The 21,110-nt window shown below is 49.7% G+C and carries 22 protein-coding genes; 10 read left to right on the top strand and 12 right to left on the bottom strand.

The features are described from left to right. Positions 1-97: 97 nt before the first annotated feature. Both KRX19_06670 and KRX19_06675 read left to right on the top strand, forming a co-directional pair. Positions 98-1,084 (top strand): DnaJ domain-containing protein, encoded by a 987-nt coding sequence (locus KRX19_06670; GenBank protein ID MBV7434709.1) that lies wholly within the window; start codon positions 98-100, stop codon positions 1,082-1,084. Next, positions 1,081-1,353 carry a chaperone modulator CbpM gene (locus tag KRX19_06675; GenBank protein ID MBV7434710.1) on the top strand — a complete coding sequence of 91 codons (273 nt, stop codon included), beginning with the start codon at positions 1,081-1,083 and terminating at the stop codon, positions 1,351-1,353. The genes KRX19_06670 and KRX19_06675 overlap by 4 nt, the downstream gene beginning before the upstream one ends. Before the next feature lie 67 nt (positions 1,354-1,420). Here the strand turns inward: KRX19_06675 and rpe are convergent, their stop codons facing one another. Next, entirely contained in the window at positions 1,421-2,107 is a 687-nt protein-coding gene (rpe, locus tag KRX19_06680; GenBank protein MBV7434711.1) for a ribulose-phosphate 3-epimerase, read from the bottom strand. A gap of 65 nt (positions 2,108-2,172) precedes the next feature. Between rpe and KRX19_06685 the strand changes: the two genes are divergently transcribed. Together KRX19_06685 and KRX19_06690 are read left to right on the top strand one after the other, a co-directional pair. After that, entirely contained in the window at positions 2,173-2,901 is a 729-nt protein-coding gene (locus KRX19_06685) for a biotin--[acetyl-CoA-carboxylase] ligase (GenBank protein MBV7434712.1), read from the top strand. Then, a complete protein-coding gene (locus KRX19_06690) occupies positions 2,898-3,629 on the top strand; it encodes a type III pantothenate kinase (GenBank protein MBV7434713.1) in 732 nt (243 codons plus the stop codon). The genes KRX19_06685 and KRX19_06690 overlap by 4 nt, the downstream gene beginning before the upstream one ends. A gap of 31 nt (positions 3,630-3,660) precedes the next feature. Here the strand turns inward: KRX19_06690 and KRX19_06695 are convergent, their stop codons facing one another. Beyond that, positions 3,661-4,527 carry a complex I NDUFA9 subunit family protein gene (locus KRX19_06695; protein MBV7434714.1) on the bottom strand — a complete coding sequence of 289 codons (867 nt, stop codon included), beginning with the start codon at positions 4,525-4,527 and terminating at the stop codon, positions 3,661-3,663. Between the two features lie 267 nt (positions 4,528-4,794). Here KRX19_06695 and KRX19_06700 point away from each other — a divergent pair, with 267 nt between their 5' ends. The 5 genes from KRX19_06700 to serS all read left to right on the top strand — a co-directional run bounded on the left by KRX19_06700 (position 4,795) and on the right by serS (position 9,511). Further along, a complete protein-coding gene (locus tag KRX19_06700) occupies positions 4,795-5,142 on the top strand; it encodes a DUF1289 domain-containing protein (protein ID MBV7434715.1) in 348 nt (115 codons plus the stop codon). A gap of 110 nt (positions 5,143-5,252) precedes the next feature. After that, entirely contained in the window at positions 5,253-6,185 is a 933-nt protein-coding gene (locus KRX19_06705; protein MBV7434716.1) for an NAD(+)/NADH kinase, read from the top strand. Next, on the top strand, positions 6,178-7,842 hold the full coding sequence (gene recN / locus KRX19_06710) for a DNA repair protein RecN (GenBank protein MBV7434717.1): 1,665 nt from the start codon (positions 6,178-6,180) through the stop codon (positions 7,840-7,842). The genes KRX19_06705 and recN overlap by 8 nt, the downstream gene beginning before the upstream one ends. Positions 7,843-7,893: 51 nt before the next feature. Continuing rightward, entirely contained in the window at positions 7,894-8,232 is a 339-nt protein-coding gene (gene bamE, locus KRX19_06715; protein ID MBV7434718.1) for an outer membrane protein assembly factor BamE, read from the top strand. Between the two features lies 1 nt (position 8,233). Next, complete coding sequence (gene serS, locus KRX19_06720; protein ID MBV7434719.1) at positions 8,234-9,511, top strand: serine--tRNA ligase; 1,278 nt, start codon at positions 8,234-8,236, stop codon at positions 9,509-9,511. Between the two features lie 72 nt (positions 9,512-9,583). On the opposite strand, the gene KRX19_06725 is transcribed toward serS, so the two are convergent. The 10 genes from KRX19_06725 to KRX19_06770 all read right to left on the bottom strand — a co-directional run bounded on the left by KRX19_06725 (position 9,584) and on the right by KRX19_06770 (position 18,511). Then, on the bottom strand, positions 9,584-9,850 hold the full coding sequence (locus tag KRX19_06725; protein MBV7434720.1) for a DksA/TraR family C4-type zinc finger protein: 267 nt from the start codon (positions 9,848-9,850) through the stop codon (positions 9,584-9,586). Between the two features lie 9 nt (positions 9,851-9,859). Next, positions 9,860-11,686 (bottom strand): RNA polymerase sigma factor RpoD, encoded by a 1,827-nt coding sequence (gene rpoD, locus KRX19_06730; protein MBV7434721.1) that lies wholly within the window; start codon positions 11,684-11,686, stop codon positions 9,860-9,862. 72 nt (positions 11,687-11,758) lie between these two features. Continuing rightward, on the bottom strand, positions 11,759-13,453 hold the full coding sequence (gene dnaG, locus KRX19_06735; protein ID MBV7434722.1) for a DNA primase: 1,695 nt from the start codon (positions 13,451-13,453) through the stop codon (positions 11,759-11,761). A gap of 84 nt (positions 13,454-13,537) precedes the next feature. Next, positions 13,538-13,945 (bottom strand): GatB/YqeY domain-containing protein, encoded by a 408-nt coding sequence (locus KRX19_06740; protein ID MBV7434723.1) that lies wholly within the window; start codon positions 13,943-13,945, stop codon positions 13,538-13,540. Between the two features lie 46 nt (positions 13,946-13,991). Next, positions 13,992-14,207: a 30S ribosomal protein S21 gene (rpsU, locus tag KRX19_06745; GenBank protein ID MBV7434724.1), complete on the bottom strand. Its 216-nt coding sequence runs from the start codon at positions 14,205-14,207 to the stop codon at positions 13,992-13,994. A 162-nt stretch (positions 14,208-14,369) separates the two neighbouring features. After that, complete coding sequence (locus tag KRX19_06750; protein ID MBV7434725.1) at positions 14,370-14,909, bottom strand: gamma carbonic anhydrase family protein; 540 nt, start codon at positions 14,907-14,909, stop codon at positions 14,370-14,372. Next, complete coding sequence (gene nadE / locus KRX19_06755) at positions 14,909-15,652, bottom strand: NAD(+) synthase (GenBank protein MBV7434726.1); 744 nt, start codon at positions 15,650-15,652, stop codon at positions 14,909-14,911. Before nadE ends, KRX19_06750 begins: the two co-directional genes overlap by 1 nt. 4 nt (positions 15,653-15,656) lie before the next feature. Continuing rightward, positions 15,657-16,088, bottom strand: coding sequence for a hypothetical protein (locus tag KRX19_06760; protein ID MBV7434727.1), 432 nt, complete (start codon positions 16,086-16,088; stop codon positions 15,657-15,659). A gap of 1 nt (position 16,089) precedes the next feature. Next, positions 16,090-17,526 (bottom strand): nicotinate phosphoribosyltransferase, encoded by a 1,437-nt coding sequence (locus tag KRX19_06765; protein ID MBV7434728.1) that lies wholly within the window; start codon positions 17,524-17,526, stop codon positions 16,090-16,092. Between the two features lie 475 nt (positions 17,527-18,001). Continuing rightward, the gene (locus tag KRX19_06770; GenBank protein ID MBV7434729.1) at positions 18,002-18,511 is read right to left on the bottom strand and encodes an FxsA family protein; all 510 of its coding nucleotides are present in this window, start codon (positions 18,509-18,511) and stop codon (positions 18,002-18,004) included. A 174-nt stretch (positions 18,512-18,685) separates the two neighbouring features. Here KRX19_06770 and dsbD point away from each other — a divergent pair, with 174 nt between their 5' ends. Further along, positions 18,686-20,896, top strand: coding sequence for a protein-disulfide reductase DsbD (dsbD, locus tag KRX19_06775; GenBank protein MBV7434730.1), 2,211 nt, complete (start codon positions 18,686-18,688; stop codon positions 20,894-20,896). Positions 20,897-21,110 lie beyond the last annotated feature (214 nt).

The following is a 21,110-nucleotide window of genomic DNA, read 5'->3' on the forward strand; positions in this document are numbered from 1 at the left end:
ATATTTAGGCAGCTATCTGATAATTATGCTGCATGGGCAGCCTCATCGCGCCATAATAGGGGCAGCAGTTCAATTCAGGGAGAAAAGGGAGAGGTAGATGGTAAAGGAAACGTTTTACGACGTACTTGGCGTCCCCCAAGATGCCAGTGATGCCGAGATTAAAAAGGCCTATCGTAAGCTGGTCAGAAAATATCACCCCGACGTGAGTAAAGACCCTAACGCCGACGAGATGACCAGTAAAATCAACCAAGCATACAATACGCTCAAAAATAAGGATAAGCGCGCAGAATACGATGAAATGCTGCGTAACCCATTTGCAGGTCAGCAGCACAGCGGTAGCGGGCATCATCAGCAAGGCTTCGAAGACTTTGACTTCAGCCAATTCACCAATCAACACGGTGGTCATCAATTCCGCCGCGAAGACTTTGGCCAAGACGGCGTCTTTGGAGGTGGTGATTTCCGCTTTGACGATATTTTTTCCGCATTTGGTCAGGGGCGGCAATCACATCGATCACATGGTCCAACCAAAGGTGAAGATCAGCATGCAGAATTAAGCATTGATATAGCAGCAGCCTACCATGGCGCAAAACGCAGCCTAACTCTAAATATGCCGACCTACGATGCCAACGGCCGAATGACACAAACGCAAAAAACCCTAAATGTCACCATTCCCAAAGGCATCAGTGAGGGTCAGCAAATCCGACTCGCCGGGCAAGGTTTACCGGGCATCGATGGTGGCAATGCTGGTGATTTATTCCTGAAGATCCGCTTTCATGAAAGTGAACGGCTTTACGTCGAGAATGGCAAGGATGTGCATACCGTGCTCGATATCATGCCTTGGCAAGCAGCACTCAATGACAAAGTGACCGTCGATACACCAGATGGCAAGTTAGCAGTTAAATTGCCGACCGGTACCAAGCAAGGTCAAAAAATTCGCCTGAAAGATAAGGGCATTCCGGCAAAAACACCCGGCAATTTGTATATCCACATCAACATCACCATGCCGAAAGTCAGTAGCGAGGCTGACAAAGCCGCTTGGCAAGCACTTGCAGCGCACTATGGTTATGAAGGAGACAAACAATGAATCACCCCACTAATCAGGACATTTACCTCACATTTAGCGAAGTCATCACCACTTGCAACTGCGAGCCGGAGTGGTTAATCAGTTTGGTAGAAGAATCGGCAATCAGTGTTGAAGGCGAGCCACAGCAAGCGCAATACAGCGGTTACCAACTTGCGCAAATTCGCCGTGCATTACGCATTCGCCGCGACTTTGAAGCCAGCGCTCCAGCGACTGCCCTGATCCTTGAGCTCCTCGAGGAATTACAGCATTTACGCCGACTCAAGCGCTAGACCTATCATTCACATTCAAATGGGTACAGCATTCAAACCTGCTGTACCCATTTTTTACATCAGCGCATTACTCGCCACGTACGTCCGCTAATTTCTGGCGCATTTCTTCAATCACCACAGCGTAATCCGGCTTATTGAAAATTGCCGACCCAGCGACAAACATATCCGCACCAGCGCGGGCAATTTCGGCAATATTATCCGGCTTCACCCCACCATCAATCTCAAGGCGAATCTCACGCCCACTAGCATCAATACGCTGGCGAGCTTCACGCAGCTTATCCAGTGCTGCAGGAATAAATGCCTGACCGCCAAAACCAGGATTAACCGACATAATCAATACCAGATCAACCTTATCCATTACGTAGTCAAGATAGCTCAGTGGCGTTGCCGGATTAAATACCAACCCTGCTTTACAGCCGCTATTTTTGATCAGCTGTAGTGAACGATCGACATGCTGGCTTGCCTCTGGATGAAATGAAATATACGACGCACCGGCATCAGCAAACTGCTGAATCAAGTCATCAACCGGAGACACCATCAAATGCACATCGATTGGTGCTTTGATGCCATAATCTACCAGCGCCTTACACACCATTGGGCCAATGGTCAGATTTGGCACATAGTGATTATCCATCACATCGAAATGGACGATATCCGCACCAGCATTAAGTACCGCATCGACTTCTTCGCCGAGGCGGGCAAAATCTGCTGACAAAATGGATGGCGCGATCCAAAAAGGCAATTGTTTAGACATGCTTGGTTTAACCTATTGCTTACCGTAGAATGCGCCATCATATCAAATCATAGAGTAAACTACGGATGAATATTGATGCCGCGAATTGGGCAAGCTATTTTACTGGTGGTGTGCACCACGCGAGCGTCCTCGACTCCACGCAAGCATTCATCAATCGCCAAGCGAAGTCGGCCAAGCCGATCTTTTGCCGCGCTGAGCAACAAACTGCCGGCACCGGGCAACGTGGGCAAACATGGCAATCACCTATCGGCAATCTTTACTGCTCTTTTCGCCTGCATTTGAACGAATTGCCACAATGCCAATCCGGGCTGACTCAATATATTGCGCTAACTATCGCACAAGCACTTAATCCTGATGCCCAAGTAGTGAGGCTTAAATGGCCAAACGACCTCTTCACGTCTCGCGGTAAATGCGGCGGTATATTGGTTGAAAGCACAGAATACGACAGTGGCACATTAGTTAATATCGGTATTGGGCTTAATCTCATTGATGCGGCACACGATCAAGGTATGCTCAGCCGCGACCTCAACCCCTGTTATCAATCAATTGAGCACACCCTTAATACCATTATGCCTGCGCTGATTAACGCACTTCAGCAATGGAATCAACGACCTTATTTACCTATAAACCACCGCTGGCAAGATTACGATGCGTATTACGGTCAGCAAGCTATCCTCGAAAACCACCCACATCCAGCACGCTTGCACGGCATTGATCAAAAAGGCCGGCTAATTGCAGAAGACTGCGATGGGCTGCATTTCCTCACACAAGTCCGCATCAAGGCTCAACCATGAAATTACTTATTGACATCGGCAACTCACGCATCAAATGGCTTTACGGCAACGAAGTGCCCGGTATCGTCGAAGCAGTCTCTTACAAAAGTAACTGGCAGGAAAAGCTTTACCGCGCCTTTCACCTCATGCCAACACCGGACATGATTGGCTTATCAAGTGTGAATAACACAGAGATTGAGGAAACAGTTATCGCCTTGGCCGAGCAGCTGTGGCAAAAAGAAGTCAAAATTTTTCACGCCCAAAAGCAAACTAATGGCACCCTAACCGTCGGCTATGAAGATGCCAGCAAACTCGGCACAGACCGCTACCTTGCCATGCTTGGTGCCCGGGGCTTATGTCAAGAACCACTGTGTGTGGTTGGCTGCGGCACAGCGATCACGCTTGATGTCATTGATGGGCATGGCCGCCACCTTGGCGGGCTTATTTTGCCCGGCATTCGCTTGATGGAAAACGCCCTATTAAATAACACACAAAAGCTAACCCCGATGCGCTGGACTGCGCAGCTGATCGGCAACGACACCGCAACCTGCATCGGCGCTGGTATTCACCACGCTATCCCAGCCGGCATTGACGGCATCATGGACGATCTGGAAGGTAAGCATGGCGTGTATTTTCGCCGCTATGCTTTTGGAGGTGATGCACAAATCCTGTTCGGCTCACGCCCAACTTACCGCATCGAGCCGGACTTAATGTTCCGCGGCATGTTCGCACATCTCGATGGCGCTTAATCGCTATAGCGCGTAAAACCTAGCAGACCTCTCAATCACACTTGTGAATAACGACTGGCTTTGGCTCGATACACATCTGCGCCCAAGGCCATTCTTCCGTCGTATTTGATACCTGCATACTCAGATAGTTGTCATAAGCAAAAGGTGCACCGGGGATCAAGCTCATGATTCGCCCCTGAATGGCTGAAATCACATCAGGCAGTGGGACAATCAGGCGCTTCCAACCATGGGCTGTACATACCCGCTGCACTACCTCATGCATCGTCATCACTTCGCAGCCACCCAACTCATAAGCAGTGCGGTCTACCGAAGATTCCAAAGCCCAAACAAATGCTTTAGCAACGTCTTCTACCGCCACCGGCTGAAACTTTGCTTGCGGACAGACCAATGGCAGTACCGGAGCGACTTTCAATATCCGCGCAAACTGATTAAAGAAATTGTCGTTTTCACCAAAAATAATTGATGGCCGCATACTAACCATCCGCATGCCATGCTGTTTACACAGAGCAAATGCTGCTTGCTCACCATCAGCCTTACTTTTTAAGTACTTACTTGGGCCACGATGATCTACACCCAGTGCAGACATATGCAGATAATCATCAATATTTGCCTGCGCAGCCGCTTTGACAACATTTCTGACCAATGCATGGTGCGCCCATTCAAAAGATAGTCCTTTATCTTCGTGCAGAATCCCCACCAAATGAATCACTGCGTCACAGCTGTCCATAGCTTGTGCCAGCGAATCAATGTCGTGATAATCAACCTTGCGAATAGATATGCCGTTATCCCGACCTTCACGGCTACGCGATAAAATGACTACCTCATGACCGGCTGAGCGCAGCGCAGTACACACTGCCTCTCCCACGAACCCAGTTCCACCAGTCACAACTACCTTCATATACGCTCCTGATTGATAAAAACAGCTTATTTATAGTAATTTTCAAACAGATAAAATCACCAAGAAAACAGACAAGTAAATATTTTAAAGCACTATTTACACGATCTAAAATCATATATTGTTTTCTTAGATCACTAAATTATACTAAATTAAATAAAAATGATTAATACACCCAAGCAAAATTGCACCGCTTCAATTTACGGCTGTATTCGCAAATAATGCAATAAACTAACAAATATCATCACGAGAGCAGGTTATAATCGCGCAATGAAGCAAATAGAATCTTTTGCCATCGAAAGTCCTTGCCAGCAGATCTGCCGTTTCAATCGCCAGCGCTATTGCCGCACCTGCATGCGCCATATGGATGAACGTATCGCTTGGGATAATTTCAGTGATGAAGAAAAGCGCGCGGTATTACGCAAATGTCACCGACGAAAGTTGGCCTATCGTCGCGCCGCATATTTGCAGTTTCAAGAAATGAAACACCAACAACACACGCCCCGCCCACAACAGCAATTGAGCCTTTTTGAGCGACCGGAATCGCAAAGCGACAAAACCCATAACCTCAAACAACCAAACAACGAAGACAGCGACCCACAAATACCACTATTTTAAGGAGTTGCCCTTGCCAAGCATCTAACTGGGGAATACGCGTAGCCGAAGTGCATAACTGGCTCTATTGCTATGGTTAAGTATATAATGCTGCTTTTTTGGCGCCTGAGCGTATGCAACACAACGTTTTCCAACACATCGGCATTATCGGCAAGAACGGCAGTGAAGAAGTCGAGCCGACAATCAGACGCCTGCTCACATTCCTCGACCAGCGCGGCATTGAATATTGCCTCGATAAGCAAACCGTACCCGACAGCTTAGCCACCCACCCGGCTAGCAGTGAACCTGAACAATGGCCTACCAGCGTTGATCTGTGTATCGTTATCGGTGGGGATGGGACCTTTCTTTACGCTGGGCGCACTTTGCTCGACAAAAAAATCCCTCTACTTGGTGTTAATGCCGGACGGCTGGGCTTTCTTGCCGACGTCCCCGTCACTGAACTCGAAGCCAATCTCAGTGCTATTTTTAGCGGTGAATACTGCAGTGAAGTTCGCCAATGCCAGCGCATCAGCGTTGAGAACGAAGGCGATATTCAAGCAGAATTCTACGCCATCAATGAAGCAGTCATCCACAAGCGCAATATGGCGCGTATGATCGAAGTGGACGTCTATACCCAAGACCGCTTCCTTTGCCACTACCGTGCTGACGGCCTGATTATCGCCACGCCTACCGGATCTACTGCTTATGCCCTTTCAGCCGGTGGCCCTATCGTCGAGCCTTCGCTGTCAGCTTCGCTGCTCGTGCCTATCTGCCCACATACATTGATGCAACGCCCGGTAGTACTGGATGCCAGCCGCCACATTCGTGCGTGCATTAACCGTGAACGGTTTAAAGACGTCCAGCTCACCATTGATGGGCAGGAAGAATATATACTCCACGCAGGTGACAGTGTCCTGATCAGCCAAGCTGAACACCTCACCGTCATCCACCCAGCCAGTTACAAATTCCAGCAGCGCTTGCGTGAAAAATTCAATTGGGGCATGACCACAGCCTTTACCGCACGCACTGGAGAAGATCATTCTGTCGAGGCCGATCCGCATGCTTGAGCAGCTCAACATCGAACAACTTGCCATCATCCAACGCAGTCAGATTCGCTTTAAATCCGGCTTTAACGTACTGTCCGGGGAAACAGGCGCAGGTAAATCCATCCTCATTGATGCATTGTCCCTGCTGCTTGGTGCACGCGCTGATTCATCATCTATTCGTCATGGCGCAGATAAAGCACAAGTCATTGCCAGCTTTATCGATAACCCCGAGCACCTCAGCAAACTGATCCACGAAGAAGGGCTGGATGACCCTGATGCCCCCCAAGGCTGCCTGATTCGCCGTACCGTACGTGACAGTGCGAGCAAGGCCTACCTCAATGATCACCCAGTTACTGCGGCCAAGCTCAAAAGTATCGGCGCGCATTTAGTGAGTATTCACGGCCAACACGCCAATCAAACCTTGGTTAAAAGTGATGAGCAACGACGCCGCCTCGATCGCTTTGCAGGGCACCATGAATTACTCGACAATGTCAACCGCGCCTATCGCGATTGGCAAAAGCTCGAGCGTGCCTGGCAAGACTGGCAACAACAGCGCAGTGAAAGCGAAGAGCGCCTCAACTTACTCGCTTATCAACTCGAAGAACTCAATGAAGTCGCGCCACAAGAAAATGAATTTGAGCAGCTTGCAGCTGAGCAAAACACACTTGCCAGCGTTGATAGCATTCTTGAGCACGGCGGCACCCTAGGAGACTTACTACAAGACAGCGACGAATCCATCAATGCATTGCTGCGCCACGCACGCCAGCTCAGTGAGAAGCTTGCCGAAATAGATGACCGCTTCAGTGAAACCTATGAAATGATCGAGCAAAGCCTGATTCATGCAGACGAAGCTTACGACGCACTGCATAAGCGCCTCAGCCGTATTGAGCACGATCCTGAGCAGCTTGCCAGTATTGAAGCACGAATGTCCACCCTGCACAGCCTCGCACGCAAGCACCACTGCACGCCAGATGAACTCTACAGCCATTGGCAGTCACTACAGCACGAATACGACAACTTGCAGCGCCAAAGCAACGACAGTAACCAACTCGACGATCAGCGTGACGCGGCACTACAGCACTACAACACCGTTGCAGACAAACTCAGCAACGCACGCCATCAAGCCGCCACTATACTCGGGAAAGAAGTCGAAGGCTGGATACGCCAGCTCGGTATGCAGCGCGCCACTTTTGCTGTCGACGTCCGCTCAGCTGAGCGCCCGGCTGCCCACGGTCAGGATGACATCAATTTTCTACTTTGTGCCAACCCCGGGCAAACCCTGCAACTGCTGAGTAAAGTAGCCTCTGGTGGCGAACTTTCTCGTGTCAGCCTCGCAATTGAAGTTTCTTGCCTCGATGAAGCACCGGTGCCAACCATCATATTTGATGAAATTGATGCCGGCATTGGTGGTGAAGTTGCCGATACTGTCGGCAGCTTACTACATCGCCTAAGCCGCAATCGCCAAGTACTGTGCATCACTCACTTACCGCAAGTTGCTGCCTATGCAGATCACCATTACCTGATCGAAAAAAGCAGCGACGACACCAGTACCCAAACCCGTGTAACGCCGCTTGATGAAGATACCCGCATCATTGAAATTGCCCGTATGCTCGGCAGCGCGGACAGCGCCACCTCACGTGAACATGCCAAAGCCATGCTCAATAAGCGCCCGGCATAAATTTCTCTTATAATGGGCGCCACGTATTACATGCTACCTCAAGGAATCAACATGAAAAGACACCTACTCATCGCTGTTGGCGCCGCTATTATCCTTAGCGCTTGCAGCCGCACGCCTTTTCTTTACCGCGTAGACGTACCACAAGGCAATATCTACGAACAAAGCACCGTAGAGCAAATTCGCCCCGGCATGACCCGTACTCAGGTTCGTCGCCTACTCGGCACACCACTGCTGGCTGACCCATTCCGCCAAAATCAAGATTCCTATATCTATCGCTTTACCAGCGGCAAATCCAACCTAACCTACCGCAAAGACCTCAATATTTACTACGATCAGGCCAATCGCGTGATCGACATCAAAGAATCCGAACTCACAACAGAAAGGAAATAATATGCTTGACCCAAGATTGCTGCGCAGCGATACCCAAGCAGTTGCAGCCGCATTGGCTCGGCGTGGCTATCACTTTCCCATCGATGAATACGAACGCCTTGAAGCCGCGCGCAAAGAACATCAAGTTGCCAGTGAGCAACTCCAAGCCGAACGCAAAGCGCTCTCACAGCAAATCGGTAAAGCCAAAGCAAAAGGCGAAAATGCTGATGAACTGATGGCGCAAGTCGCAGCCATTGGTGATAAGCAAAGCAGTGCTGACCAAGCACTCGCCGAAACCCAACAAGCGCTGACTGACCTCCTCTACGGCTTACCAAATCTACCTGATGACGGTGTACCTGAAGGCAAAAACGAAGACGACAACGTCGAAGTGCGCCGTTTTGGTGAACCACGCAGCTATGATTTCGAAGTTAAAGAACATACAGACCTTGAACACATCGGCCTTGATTTTGCCAGTGGAGCAAAACTTGCCGGCGCCCGCTTTACCGTCCTGCACGGTAGTCTGGCCCGCTTACACCGCGCCCTCGCGCAGTTCATGCTCGACCTGCACACCAGTGAACACGGCTATCAGGAAACCTATGTCCCTTACCTAGCCAATAGCGACAGCTTATTCGGCACCGGCCAATTACCCAAATTCGGCGAAGACTTGTTTAAAACCGAACTTGGCGAACGAGATTTTTATCTCATTCCGACGGCTGAAGTCAGCCTGACCAACCTTGTGCGCGACACCATTCTCGACGAAGCCGACCTGCCACAAAAATACACCGCACAAACGCCTTGCTTCCGTTCAGAAGCCGGCGCACATGGTAAAGACGTACGTGGCATGATCCGTCAGCATCAATTTGAAAAAGTTGAAATGGTGCAAGTCGTCCACCCTGATCACTCTGACGCGGCACTTGAAGAACTCACTGGCCACGCCGAAACGGTATTGCAAAAGCTCGGCTTGCCTTATCGCGTCATGCTGCTCTGCACTGGTGATATGAGTTTTGGCTCACGTAGAACCTATGATCTTGAAGTATGGTTGCCCGGCCAAGGTAAATACCGCGAAATTTCTTCGTGCAGTAATTGCGGGGATTTCCAGGCACGCCGTATGCAGGCTCGCTTCCGCGCTGCTGGCGAAAAGAAACCACAGCTTGTCCACACCCTTAACGGTTCAGGACTTGCCATTGGCCGCACGCTTGTCGCAATTCTTGAGAACTATCAAAACGCCGACGGCTCAATCACCGTTCCTGAGGTATTGAAGCCTTATATGGGCGGAATTGAAACCATCAAGCTTGCGTAATCAATCTTGATACCCAATAAAAAAGCGGCTCATCGAGCCGCTTTTTTATTATGTCACATTGCAATATCGAAATTAGCGCAGCTGGCTGTCCTTACTACCGCGCCGATTGAACAACGCAGTAGCTTTACTGTCTTTCTCAAGCATTTCCTGACACGCTACGCAGTAGCGAACTCCGGGCAATGCTTGGCGCCGTGGCTCGGGAATAGGCTCATCGCATTCTTCACAGAACTCAACACTCTCACCTTGCGGCAGCGACTGCCGTGCACGTTCGAGGGCGTCATTAACTGTGGCATCCATCTGCTCGTGCTCCGCACCATCTCGCGACCAGCCTCCGGCCATGGATCGACCTTAATCAGTGAGGAAGCTTTTCAGCAATTCGGAGCGGTTTGGATGACGCAATTTGCGCAGTGCCTTCGCTTCGATCTGACGAATACGCTCGCGCGTTACATCAAACTGGCGCCCTACTTCTTCCAAAGTATGATCTGTATTCATATCGATACCAAAACGCATACGCAGGACGCGCTCTTCTCGTGGCGTTAACGAACTAAGTACATCGTTAGTCGCCTCACTCAAGCCGCGAGTAGTTGCTGCTTCAAGTGGCGACATAACATTCGCATCCTCAATGAAATCACCAAGATGTGAATCTTCATCATCACCAATCGGGGTTTCCATAGAAATAGGCTCTTTGGCGATTTTGAGCACCTTGCGGATCTTGTCTTCCGGCATTTCCATCGCCACTGCCAACTCTTCTGGCGTCGGATCACGGCCATTTTTCTGCACCAAGGTACGCGAAATGCGGTTGAGCTTGTTAATCGTCTCAATCATATGCACAGGAATACGGATGGTACGCGCCTGATCAGCAATCGAGCGCGTGATCGCTTGGCGAATCCACCATGTTGCATAAGTTGAGAACTTAAAGCCACGGCGATATTCAAACTTATCAACCGCTTTCATCAAGCCAATGTTTCCTTCCTGAATCAGATCAAGGAACTGCAGACCGCGGTTAGTGTATTTCTTCGCAATGGAAATAACCAAACGCAGGTTGGCCTCAACCATTTCTTCTTTAGCACGCTTGGCTTGTGATTTACCAATCGTAACCTGACGATAAATATCTTTCAGCCCGGTTACGGTCATGCCATAGCGCTGCTCGATTTCGATCAACTTTTCCTGCTCAGCCTGAACTTCAACAATCATGGTCTTGAGCTTTTCTGCGTATTTGCGGCGCTGCTTACTCTGGCGAACGACCCAATCCAAATCAGTTTCCTGCCCCGGAAAATCCTTAACGAAACTCTTGCGCGGCATACCTGCACGGTCAATGATCAAGCGCATCAAACGACGCTCAACGCCTTTAATTTCTTCAATCGGGTCTTCAATCTGCTCTTCCATCATATCGATGGTGCGCTGTGGGAAAGAAAACGCCTGAATATGCATTTTAATTTCGTCGTGAATTTTTTGGTTTTTCTTGCTCGACAGCGGCTGCCCTTTTTTCAGTGCTGCAGCTAATTTGTCGTAAAGATCAGCCAATTCAACCAGCTTTTCACGCGCCTCAGCCAAGCCATCTTCTGCGCTGGCAACAGCTGGAGCATCATCGTCATCATCGACATCGTCAGCATCAATATCAGCATCATCGTCGCCACTGGCATCATCTTCAGTTTCAGCATACGGATCACCGTAGCCATTAACCAAATCACCAAGTTTGCTCTCACCTGCTTCGACCAAGCGAAACTCCGCAATCAATGCCTCCAAAGCCGGAGGAAATTCAGCAAGCGTCATCTGTACGGTATTCAACCCGGCTTCGATACGCTTGGCAATCGCAATCTCACCCTCACGGGTCAGGAGGTCAACCGCGCCCATTTCACGCATATACATACGCACCGGATCAGTAGTTCGGCCAATTTCGTTTTCATTGAGGAAGACATTACTCGGTACGTCTTCTTCATCTTCTGGAGGCACAACGTCATCATCTTCTTCCGGCGCGCTATCGAGTACGTCAATACCCAATTCACCCATCAATGTGGTAATTTCTTCGAGCTTGTCACCTTCCAAAGCATGCTCAGGCAGCGCCTCACTGATCTCTTCGTAGGTTAGGAAGCCCTGTTCCCGACCGCGCTCAATGAGTTCTTTAATTTCTTCTTGTACATCATCTTCGTCATGTGCACGATCAAAATCACTCATGGTCTTTCCTCATCTTTTATCAGGTTACCGACGCTGCAGACGCACTCATCGGATCGTAGTCTATATATGCGGTCACCCGCCCAATTTTTCAAGCCTTGCCTGCTGTTCGGCAATTCGCTCAGCCCGTACACGCAGGCAATCATTGAGTTCAGCAATGATGTGCTCACGCGACATATTCTCCAAAGCCCGCTGCGCATGGCTAACAACTTCGGCAACATCCTGTGCTTTTAACCAGCTTTCCAGTACGCTTTTCCCCGCACCACTTTGTACGACATACCAAGCCGCGCAAAATAGCGGCAGGGCTTCGTCCAAGGCTGCTTTCTGGCGTAGAAGCTCAACTCTATCTGCAATATCGGGAAACTGTAACAACATTGCTGTCAGGCGTACATCCATCGTCTGTGGTGCATTACTCAGTACCCGCTCGATACGCTGGCGCTTAAAGCGCTTTCGATGACCACCTTCTGCCACCACACTTGCACCCAGCGTCTGTGCATTGAGCCCAAAACGCACTTGAATTTCTTCTTGCAGTAAGACGCGATAAGCACTTTCAGGCAACATGCCAAGCCATTCTCGCGCATAGCTAGCGACTTCCGCATCAGCTTCGACTGAATCACGCCCGGCAAGCCGCTGATCCAACAAGCGCAGCAAGAACTGCGACGCTGTCAGGCTGCCATCAAGCAGACTTTGCACTGCTGCAACGCCATCATGCTCAATCAGAGAATCCGGATCTTCTCCTTCCGGCATGAACACAAAACGCCATTGATGATGTTCATCGTGCAGTCGGAATACCGCTTCCAATGCCTTTCCCGCTGCTTTTTGGCCAGCAGTATCGCCGTCAAAAGCAAAGTAAACCTTCTTCGCCCGTTTTTTGAGCTGGGTGATATGCGTCTCACCAATAGCAGTCCCCAAAGCAGCAACGGCATTATCCATGCCGTGTTGCCACAGCTTGACCACATCCATATAGCCTTCGGTCACCATCAGCGGTTGGTTGCGCTTGCCATTTTGCAAAGCTTCAAATAAACCGTAACATTCATGGCGTTTATTAAACCATTCGCTCTCGCCAGAATTAAGGTACTTGGGTTCACCACCATCCATCGCTCGCGCACCAAAGCCAATCACCTGACCACGCACATTGCGAATTGGGAACATCACCCGGTCGCGAAACCAATCGTAGTGGCGGCCGTCTTTTGCGCCGATTAGCCCTGTTGCTTCAAGTATTTCATGGCTAAAACGGCTGCCAAGTGCTTCGAGCAAGCCATTGCCGCGAGGCGCATAGCCGAGCATGAAATGATCAACGCTCGATTTACTCACCTTGCGGCCACGTAAATACTCTCTTGCCTGACGCCCGGCATCCTCATAAAACATGCGCTGAAAATACTCAGCAGCAGCCGCAAGACATTCAAGACCTTGTTCATGGCGAGCCTTATCTCTTGGCTGGGCCTGATGATCGCCGATCGCGCGCTCTTCGTAGACCACTTCCATACCGTTAAAATCTGCCAGCGATTCGATCGCTTCGACGAACGTAAGATGATCATGATCCATCAAAAAACGGATCGCATCTCCGCTCGCACCACAGCCAAAGCAGTGATAGTACTGCTCAGCTTCATTGACGGTAAAAGAAGGGGTTTTTTCGTTGTGAAATGGGCAGCAGGCGTAGTGATTTTTGCCGCTGTGGCGGCGAAAATCAACGCGTGTTGCAATCAGCTTGACCAGATCAGTACGCGCATTGAGCTCTTGAATAAAAGTAGCTGCAATACTTTTCGCCATTATTCCACTCCGATCAAGACAAAAAACGCTGCCAAATGGCAGCGTTTTACCTGTGCGCAACGCGCCTGCCGTTCAGCTTTGCACTTAGCTATTGAGCTTCTCGCGCAAATACTTACTGACTTTACTCATATCAGCACGGCCTTCAAGTGCCGGCTTAAGCTTGCCCATTAAAGGTCCCATTGAGGACATTTCCTGTGGCAATCCAGATTCAGCAATAGCAGCATCAACTGCCGCAGCAATTTCTTCATCACTCATTGCCTCAGGAAGAAAGCGCTGAATAATTTCTATCTCGGCTTCTTCCTTGGTCGCGAGGTCATCACGATTGGCATCGCGGTACTGCGTAGCAGCATCCTGACGTTGCTTGACTTGACGAACAAATTCACGAGTGGCAACTTCATCAGTGATTTCGATGCGCTGATCAATTTCAATCTGCTTGAGTGCTGCACTGAGCATACGCAAAGTTTGCAAGGAAGCACGGTCCTTATTGACCATTGCTTCCTTGATTGCGCTATTGAGGTTGTCGCGTAACACAGTAGTATTAGTACAGACGTTCGAAACGGCCGCGCTCTTTCTTCAAGCGACGAGAATTACGCTTAACAGCAGCAGCAAGCTTGCGCTTACGTTCCTGAGTTGGCTTCTCATAGAATTCACGGCTACGCACTTCAGCCAGTACACCAGCTTTTTCACAAGAGCGCTTAAAGCGGCGCAGGGCAATATCAAACGGTTCGTTGTCACGTACTTTTACACTTGGCATTCAAATTCCTCATTGGAGTCAGGTTGAAAAGCTGCGCATTTTACTGGCAGCCTTGAAAAAAAGCAAACTTTATCAGGCGCATCTACATGGGGTACAAAGCATACATATTAGATGCGCCAAATATCGTCGGCAAGAAAGGAGGCAATTAAGACCACAGCCACCTCATAATGGTGCTGTCTGCGCTTGATAAACCGCGGCCAGCTCGACGTAATTCTTTGCTGAATAAGCAAAAAATTCACGCTCTCCAGCAGTCAGTTCGCGGATTTGTCGAGCTGGATTTCCAGCGTACAAATAACCGGACTGCAGGCGCTTGCCTGGAGCGACCAATGCCCCAGCAGCCACCAAGACATGTGATTCAACCACTGCACCATCAAGTACAGTGGCATTCATCCCAATCAAGACTTGATCGTGAATGGTGCATGCGTGGATCACGGCGCTGTGCCCAATTGTTACATCCTCACCGATCACCGTGTCGCGCCCACCCGGGGTATATTTTCCATCGTGGGTAACGTGAACCACAGCACCATCTTGAATATTGCTGCGCGCACCGACGGTAATTTTACCCACGTCACCACGCAATACCGCCATGGGCCAGATATTAGCACCCTCACCCAGCACCACTTGCCCAACAACTAACGCTTGTTCATCAACCCAGGCACTTTCAGCCAGTACAGGGCGAAATTCTCCAAACTGCTTAATCATCAGCTTTGTGGTGCATTTGGTGTACGTGGTAATTCGCGCTTGTGGTGCGAGCGGTTATGCCAGAAGTCGATGCGCTCCTGTGCTTGCTCGCTCACGGTTTCGCCACGTAAGAACGCGTCAATTTCAGCATAAGTCACGCCCATTTCACCTTCATCAGTCTGCCCTTGCCACAAACCGGCGCTTGGTGCTTTATCAATCACCACTTCTGGTACACCAAGGTAACGCGCAAGTTCATACACTTGCTCTTTGCGCAAATGTGCAAGCGGCACGACGTCTGCTGCACCATCGCCAAATTTAGTGAAATAACCGGTATGCCATTCTGCGGCATTATCTGTACCAACCATCACTGCACGGCGACTCTGCGCCACGGTGAATAGCGTGACCATACGCAAGCGCGCTTGCAAGTTGCCGCGCAAAACATTAACGCGGTCTTCGCTATCACCAAGTACCGCACCGATTTGCCCCATCACCGCGTCATACATCGGCGCAATTGAAATCAGCTCACCTTGCAGCCCGGCTGCATCGAGCACAATACGCGCATGATCTTCATCACTCGCAATACTGACCGAGCTCGGCAACATGAGCGCCGTAACTGGTGCGCCGGTTTTAGCGAGCAGGAAAGCGACAACTGCGGAGTCAATGCCACCACTAACACCTAGGACATAACCGTCCATCTTGTAAAATTCTTGACGCTCTTTCTCTAGCCACGCCACCAGTTCATCAGCATATTTTGCTGCATTCATTTGTCTATTCCTCTACTGATTGTATTATTTGTGAGCGAGCGGCACGGGGTTTACCCCATGTATTAGGGTTCGCTATTGCCTGTTGCTGCGCCAAAATCCGATAACCGGCAATACAGCGCACTAACCACCACCGGATGTAGGCAATGATTGTAACGATCATCACCGGTGTTGACCATTCACCATCAAAATACCAGATCCAGGCAAAATTAAATAACCCCACGGCGAGCAAAATCAATATGCCCTGCAAGGCAACGCTTCTTTGGAATTTGAAATGCGAATGGGTAATATCGGAGGCTTTACGCACTTTCATCCCGGCCCATACGGCACCAATAATGAAAGCGAGAAAGCCAATCAGCCAGCCGATAAAGTACAAACTATAAATATCGTTTGCAGCTTTATACAGCGCATCTTCATCGTAGCGTTCTTTATTCATCATTTTAATGGGTATTTTTATTAATCAAATCCTGCTTAAGCTGCCAAAGCGGCTGCGACAGATCCACATAGTAACCGTGAGGATTTTCCAGACGCCGTACTTCCGGCCAAATATGGCTCTGCTCGGCCTGTGCATGAGCGCGAACTTCTTCGAGCTCTGGCGATGGAGCTACACGCTCACCATTTTCAATAACTTTATTCAAGCGTGGTTCAGCATAAAAACCACTGATTTCTTTTTGCTTCCAAGGATATTCAGGATCGAACAGCAAATAAGGCTGAGTGGTATCGATCTGTTCGTCACGCAGTGTAATCAGATCTGCAATTGCCATACCTTCTTTGTCATATAAACGATAAACCTGCTTAAACCCTGGCGTCGTTGTCTTAATCACATTTTCGCTAATTTTGATCTTTGGCGTAAACACCCCATTTTGATCCAGTGCGACGATTTTATACACACCGCCAAATACCGGCTCACTGCGCGCCGTAATTAAACGCTCACCAACGCCAAACGCATCAATTTTCGCGCCTTGCTGGACCAAGTCCTTAATAATGTACTCATCAAGCGAGTTGGATGCGGATATTTGCGTATCGTGCATACCGGCCGAGTCGAGCATTTCACGCGCACGGCTGCTCAAGTAGGCCAAATCTCCACTGTCAAGACGAATGCCTTTGAGTTTGTAACCTTTAGGCTCAAGGTATTCCTTATGCACACGAATCGCATTAGGTACCCCCGATTTCAGCGTGTTATAGGTATCAACCAGTAAGATAGTGTTATCAGGGTAAGTTTGTGCATAAGCGAGAAATGCCTCATATTCGCTGTCATGGCTCTGCACAAAACTGTGCGCCATCGTACCCAACGCAGGCACACCAAAACGTTGCTCAGCCAAGGTTGTGGCCGTCCCCGCGACACCGCCAATATACGCTGCTCGCGCCCCGAGTAATGCCGCATCAGCACCATGAGCACGCCTTGCGCCAAACTCTAGGATTTTTTTGCCTTCTGCCACGCTCAGCATACGTGCCGCTTTGGTGGCGATCAAAGACTGGTGATTGAGGCTTAGCAATAAAAAGGTTTCCATCAGCTGACAATCAATCAACGGTGCGTGGACAGTCAACAGTGGCTCAGATGGGAACACCACCGAACCCTCAGCAAAGGCATAGATATCGCCGCTAAAACGGAAGTCGCGCAAATACTGCAAAAAGCCTTTGGAGAACCCACCTTTAGCGCGTAAAAAGGCAATATCTTCATCCGTGAAGCGGAGATTCTGTGCGTAGTCCAGTACCTGCTCCAGCCCAGCGAATACGGCATAACCACCGCCATCTGGTACACGGCGGAAGAAATAATCAAAGCACGCCGACTCACCGGCTCGCCCCTGTTCGTAATAGGCATTGGCCATGGTCAGTTCGTAAAAGTCGACCAGCAAGGCTGTAGATAATTGGGTCATGCAACCGCTCCAGCAAGCAAAACGTGCATCATACCACCAAGCCAACAATAAAATAACGCTAGCTTGGCATTAAGCAAAAGTTAACACCACATCTACAGGCAATCGCGTTTTCTGCACATAACGCGCTATAGTTGGCTGGCAATAGCGACCAACATGACCGGCTGGTACGACGCCGGTAAATCAAAATTCTCCTGATTCAAAGGAAGCGTTCATCACGCGCGAGACCAATCCAAACGACGGTTGCAGTCTGTTGGTCAAGCTGACAGAAAAAGGGTTAAAGGTAGTTGAGGCATGCGTCGCACAGCACATTAAATTAAAGGACAGACTGCTTACAGGCATAAAAAGTGAAGAAGTAGCGCAACTCAATCAGCTAATTAAAGTGCTAGAAACACAACTGCCGCAGACATAAGCTGCGGCAGTTGTGGGTGTCCCGTTATGACAAGCAATAGGACTATGGGTTGATTACAGTGAACCCTCAATCACGGCGACGTGGCTGCTCATCGTGCTCAATAAACTCGCCTTTAATGACTTTGCTTTCACTGCGAGACTGTGACTGGCTGGCTGAATCACTGTCATTAGCTGCCACTTCACCTTCATAGACATTACCACCCTGCTGACGGTAGCCAAAGCGCTGCACCACCACATCAGGACGGAATACTTTCATCAATAAACCACCGAACATGCCACGCAGTGCAGGAATCATGCAGATGATCGCAAATACGTCGCTAATAAAACCAGGCATGAACAGCAAAGTACCGCCCATGACGCGAAACAGGCCGTCTTTCATATTCGTATTACTAAGCGAGACCTGCCCACCACGTCGCATCTGCTCAGCAAAGCGCAAGCGTTCTTGCTTGAGTATCATGATACCGGCAATCATACCGAGCAATAAAAGCCCCAAAGTTGCCATTGCCCCGATCGCACCAGCGACCAAAACAATCACAATCAGCTCAATAATGCCCCATAAAAACAATACATATAACATCGCGATTATCCTCGTTGGTTGTTTATCCACAGTATATGATGGCAAACAATGCAAATTACAAGTTCACAGAAAATAAACTGCCTTGCCAAACATTGAGTATTTTTTCAGGATTGCTGTGCTAGCATGCCGCAATATCAATGAACCAAAGGATTGAATGTGGCGTTAATTAACATAATGATAAGAAAGCTGGGAAGACTTTTACCACTATTGGCATGCGTACTGGTGCTAAATGCTTTTGCTGACCCGATCCCCGTCAAGCAGGCATTCATACCTTCGATTACCACCGCAACCGAGCCAGATGGTGCATTACGCTACGACATCACAATAGATTTCGCACCGCACTATTATCTATATGCTGACAGAACGTCACTCAGTCATGATGGCGAACAGTTGTCCGGTGATGCTACGCCGACCTCGACCAAATCCGATCCGTATTTTGGTGACGTCAAAGTATGGGCGACACCACCGACACTGACCGTCAATAGTGATACGCCACTCGACAGCATCACCTTACGCACACAAGGTTGTGAGGATGGCGTGATTTGCTACCCACCAACTGAGTGGACGCTCACACCACCCACCGCTGCACCGGCCACGCAAAGCAATGCATCCGCCAATTCACAAGGTGGCTCGCTCAACGCCCTGTTTGGCGCAAAACAAGGCACTACGTCAGGCGCAGCCGCCGCCCAGAACCGCGCACCGGTGAGCAGCAATGGTGACGACATTCTGCCTATTGAAGCAGCATTCGTCACGGAGGTCACACCCGACCAGCAAATCAGCATAACCATGCCAGATGGCTATTATGTTTATAAAGATAGCCTCACGCTAAGCAATGCCGGACAAGACCTCACCTCACGCACCCAATTTCCAGCAGCGGAATCACACGAAGACCCTTTCCGTGGTGCGCAAGATGTTTACCATGGCCAACTCATCCTGACCCCACCCGAATTGCCTGAGTACCCTGCTACAATCACTCTATCCCTGCAAGGCTGCGCAGAAGGTAAAATTTGTTACCCACCAGACAGTCGTGAGTTATTACTCAACGCATCAACCCCCATCGCCGGCACCAATGCCGCAGCGGCTACGCCAGCGAATACAGCCAGCACGGCACTTGCCAGCAACAGCGATGACAGCGACATCGCAGCCAAGCTTGCTGCCAATTATTGGACGACCCTACCGCTGATTTTTCTACTTGGTATTGCACTCAGCTTTACTGCATGCATTTATCCATTAATCCCGATCGTCACCAGCCTCGTGGTAGGTAAAAACAGTACAACCGGTCGCAGCTATGGCTTGATTGGAATTTACGTTCTGTTTATGGGGCTGGCCATGGCTGCACTTGGTGCTATCTTTGGCTTGTTCCAAATCAACTTGCAAGTCGTCCTGCAAACGCCGTGGATTACCGCACTCGTTGCCGCGTTTTTTGCTCTGCTCGCATTGTCTCTGTTCGACGTATTCACCCTGCAAGCCCCTGCATGGTTGCAAACACATATCGACAAACTCAATCGCCGCCAACAATCCGGCTCATTCATCGGTGCTGCAGTGATGGGCGCTTTATCAGTGCTTGTAGTCAGCCCTTGCGCGACGCCAGTACTCACCGCACTACTACTGTTCAGCGCTCAAACCACGCCATTTAAAGGCGCATTGGCACTATTTTTGTTTGGCATTGGCACAGGCTTGCCGCTACTGCTATTTGCCGGTGCATTGCGTCGCTTCATGCCGCGTGCTGGTACGTGGATGAACGTCATCAAAAAAGGCTTTGCCTTTGCTCTGCTGGCCATAGCCGTATGGTTGGTAGCGCGCATTTTGCCAACTGGTTGGGCACTGCTGATCTGGGCAGGCTACAGCGTCCTGTTTGCCAGCTTCGTCTTTCCGCTTGAAGGTATAAGCGTACGCTTCGCACGTATGCGCTTTGCACTTGCCAGCGCGGCCTTGATTGCCGCACTACTACTCGGCCAACGCGCCACAAATGATTTACTTGGTAATCCACATAACGCTGCAGCGGTACAAGCTGAGCATGCCAGCTTCACTATGGTGAATGATGCGACTACCGTCAGCGAAATCATTAGCGCGAGTGACAAACCAGTCATTCTCGACTTTTATGCAGACTGGTGTATCGCCTGCAAGGTATGGGAGCGCGATATTTGGACGAACGCTGCATTCGCTACCCCACTTGCTGACTACACCTTACTCAAAGTGGACGTCACCGACTTTACCGACAAACACAAGCAGCTGTTTCAAGAATTAAATCTCGTTGGCCCACCGGCTGTGTTGATCTACCCTCCACACGGTGATTTTACCCAACCGGAACAACGCATTATTGGCGAAATCCCGGCTGATTCATTCATGCAAATTCTAGCCAAAAATGCCAATCCATCTGACTGACATATATATGAACAACGCCGTACCGCTTGCCCTATGCAAAAGCTGCAAGACAGGTGCGGCGCTGTTATTCCGTAGCGCATGGTATATAATGCGCTCCTTTAACCGCATGAAAGACCATGCGGCAGCGCGAAATGCCATCAATAAGCAGGCCCAGTACACTGAATAAAACACTACTGTATGCGCTTGATGGATTTAACGATAACCCAAATTTCCC

The sequence above is a fragment of the Cardiobacteriaceae bacterium TAE3-ERU3 genome, assembly GCA_019218315.1.
GTDB lineage: Bacteria > Pseudomonadota > Gammaproteobacteria > Cardiobacteriales > Cardiobacteriaceae > JAHUUI01.

Bases quoted from the DNA above. Each gene is read 5' to 3' on its own strand.
- KRX19_06765 (MBV7434728.1), bottom strand. From the start codon at position 17,526: ATGACCCAATTATCTACAGCCTTGCTGGTCGACTTTTACGAACTGACC.
- KRX19_06740 (MBV7434723.1), bottom strand. From the start codon at position 13,945: ATGGTCAATAAGGACCGTGCTTCCTTGCAAACTTTGCGTATGCTCAGT.
- KRX19_06725 (MBV7434720.1), bottom strand. From the start codon at position 9,850: ATGGCCGGAGGCTGGTCGCGAGATGGTGCGGAGCACGAGCAGATGGAT.
- KRX19_06685 (MBV7434712.1), top strand. From the start codon at position 2,173: ATGAATATTGATGCCGCGAATTGGGCAAGCTATTTTACTGGTGGTGTG.
- bamE (MBV7434718.1), top strand. From the start codon at position 7,894: ATGAAAAGACACCTACTCATCGCTGTTGGCGCCGCTATTATCCTTAGC.
- KRX19_06760 (MBV7434727.1), bottom strand. From the start codon at position 16,088: ATGATGAATAAAGAACGCTACGATGAAGATGCGCTGTATAAAGCTGCA.
- serS (MBV7434719.1), top strand. From the start codon at position 8,234: ATGCTTGACCCAAGATTGCTGCGCAGCGATACCCAAGCAGTTGCAGCC.
- KRX19_06770 (MBV7434729.1), bottom strand. From the start codon at position 18,511: ATGTTATATGTATTGTTTTTATGGGGCATTATTGAGCTGATTGTGATT.
- KRX19_06705 (MBV7434716.1), top strand. From the start codon at position 5,253: ATGCAACACAACGTTTTCCAACACATCGGCATTATCGGCAAGAACGGC.
- rpsU (MBV7434724.1), bottom strand. From the start codon at position 14,207: ATGCCAAGTGTAAAAGTACGTGACAACGAACCGTTTGATATTGCCCTG.
- KRX19_06690 (MBV7434713.1), top strand. From the start codon at position 2,898: ATGAAATTACTTATTGACATCGGCAACTCACGCATCAAATGGCTTTAC.
- dsbD (MBV7434730.1), top strand. From the start codon at position 18,686: ATGATAAGAAAGCTGGGAAGACTTTTACCACTATTGGCATGCGTACTG.
- KRX19_06670 (MBV7434709.1), top strand. From the start codon at position 98: ATGGTAAAGGAAACGTTTTACGACGTACTTGGCGTCCCCCAAGATGCC.
- KRX19_06695 (MBV7434714.1), bottom strand. From the start codon at position 4,527: ATGAAGGTAGTTGTGACTGGTGGAACTGGGTTCGTGGGAGAGGCAGTG.
- dnaG (MBV7434722.1), bottom strand. From the start codon at position 13,453: ATGGCGAAAAGTATTGCAGCTACTTTTATTCAAGAGCTCAATGCGCGT.
- recN (MBV7434717.1), top strand. From the start codon at position 6,178: ATGCTTGAGCAGCTCAACATCGAACAACTTGCCATCATCCAACGCAGT.
- KRX19_06700 (MBV7434715.1), top strand. From the start codon at position 4,795: ATGAAGCAAATAGAATCTTTTGCCATCGAAAGTCCTTGCCAGCAGATC.
- rpoD (MBV7434721.1), bottom strand. From the start codon at position 11,686: ATGAGTGATTTTGATCGTGCACATGACGAAGATGATGTACAAGAAGAA.
- KRX19_06750 (MBV7434725.1), bottom strand. From the start codon at position 14,909: ATGATTAAGCAGTTTGGAGAATTTCGCCCTGTACTGGCTGAAAGTGCC.
- nadE (MBV7434726.1), bottom strand. From the start codon at position 15,652: ATGAATGCAGCAAAATATGCTGATGAACTGGTGGCGTGGCTAGAGAAA.
- KRX19_06675 (MBV7434710.1), top strand. From the start codon at position 1,081: ATGAATCACCCCACTAATCAGGACATTTACCTCACATTTAGCGAAGTC.
- rpe (MBV7434711.1), bottom strand. From the start codon at position 2,107: ATGTCTAAACAATTGCCTTTTTGGATCGCGCCATCCATTTTGTCAGCA.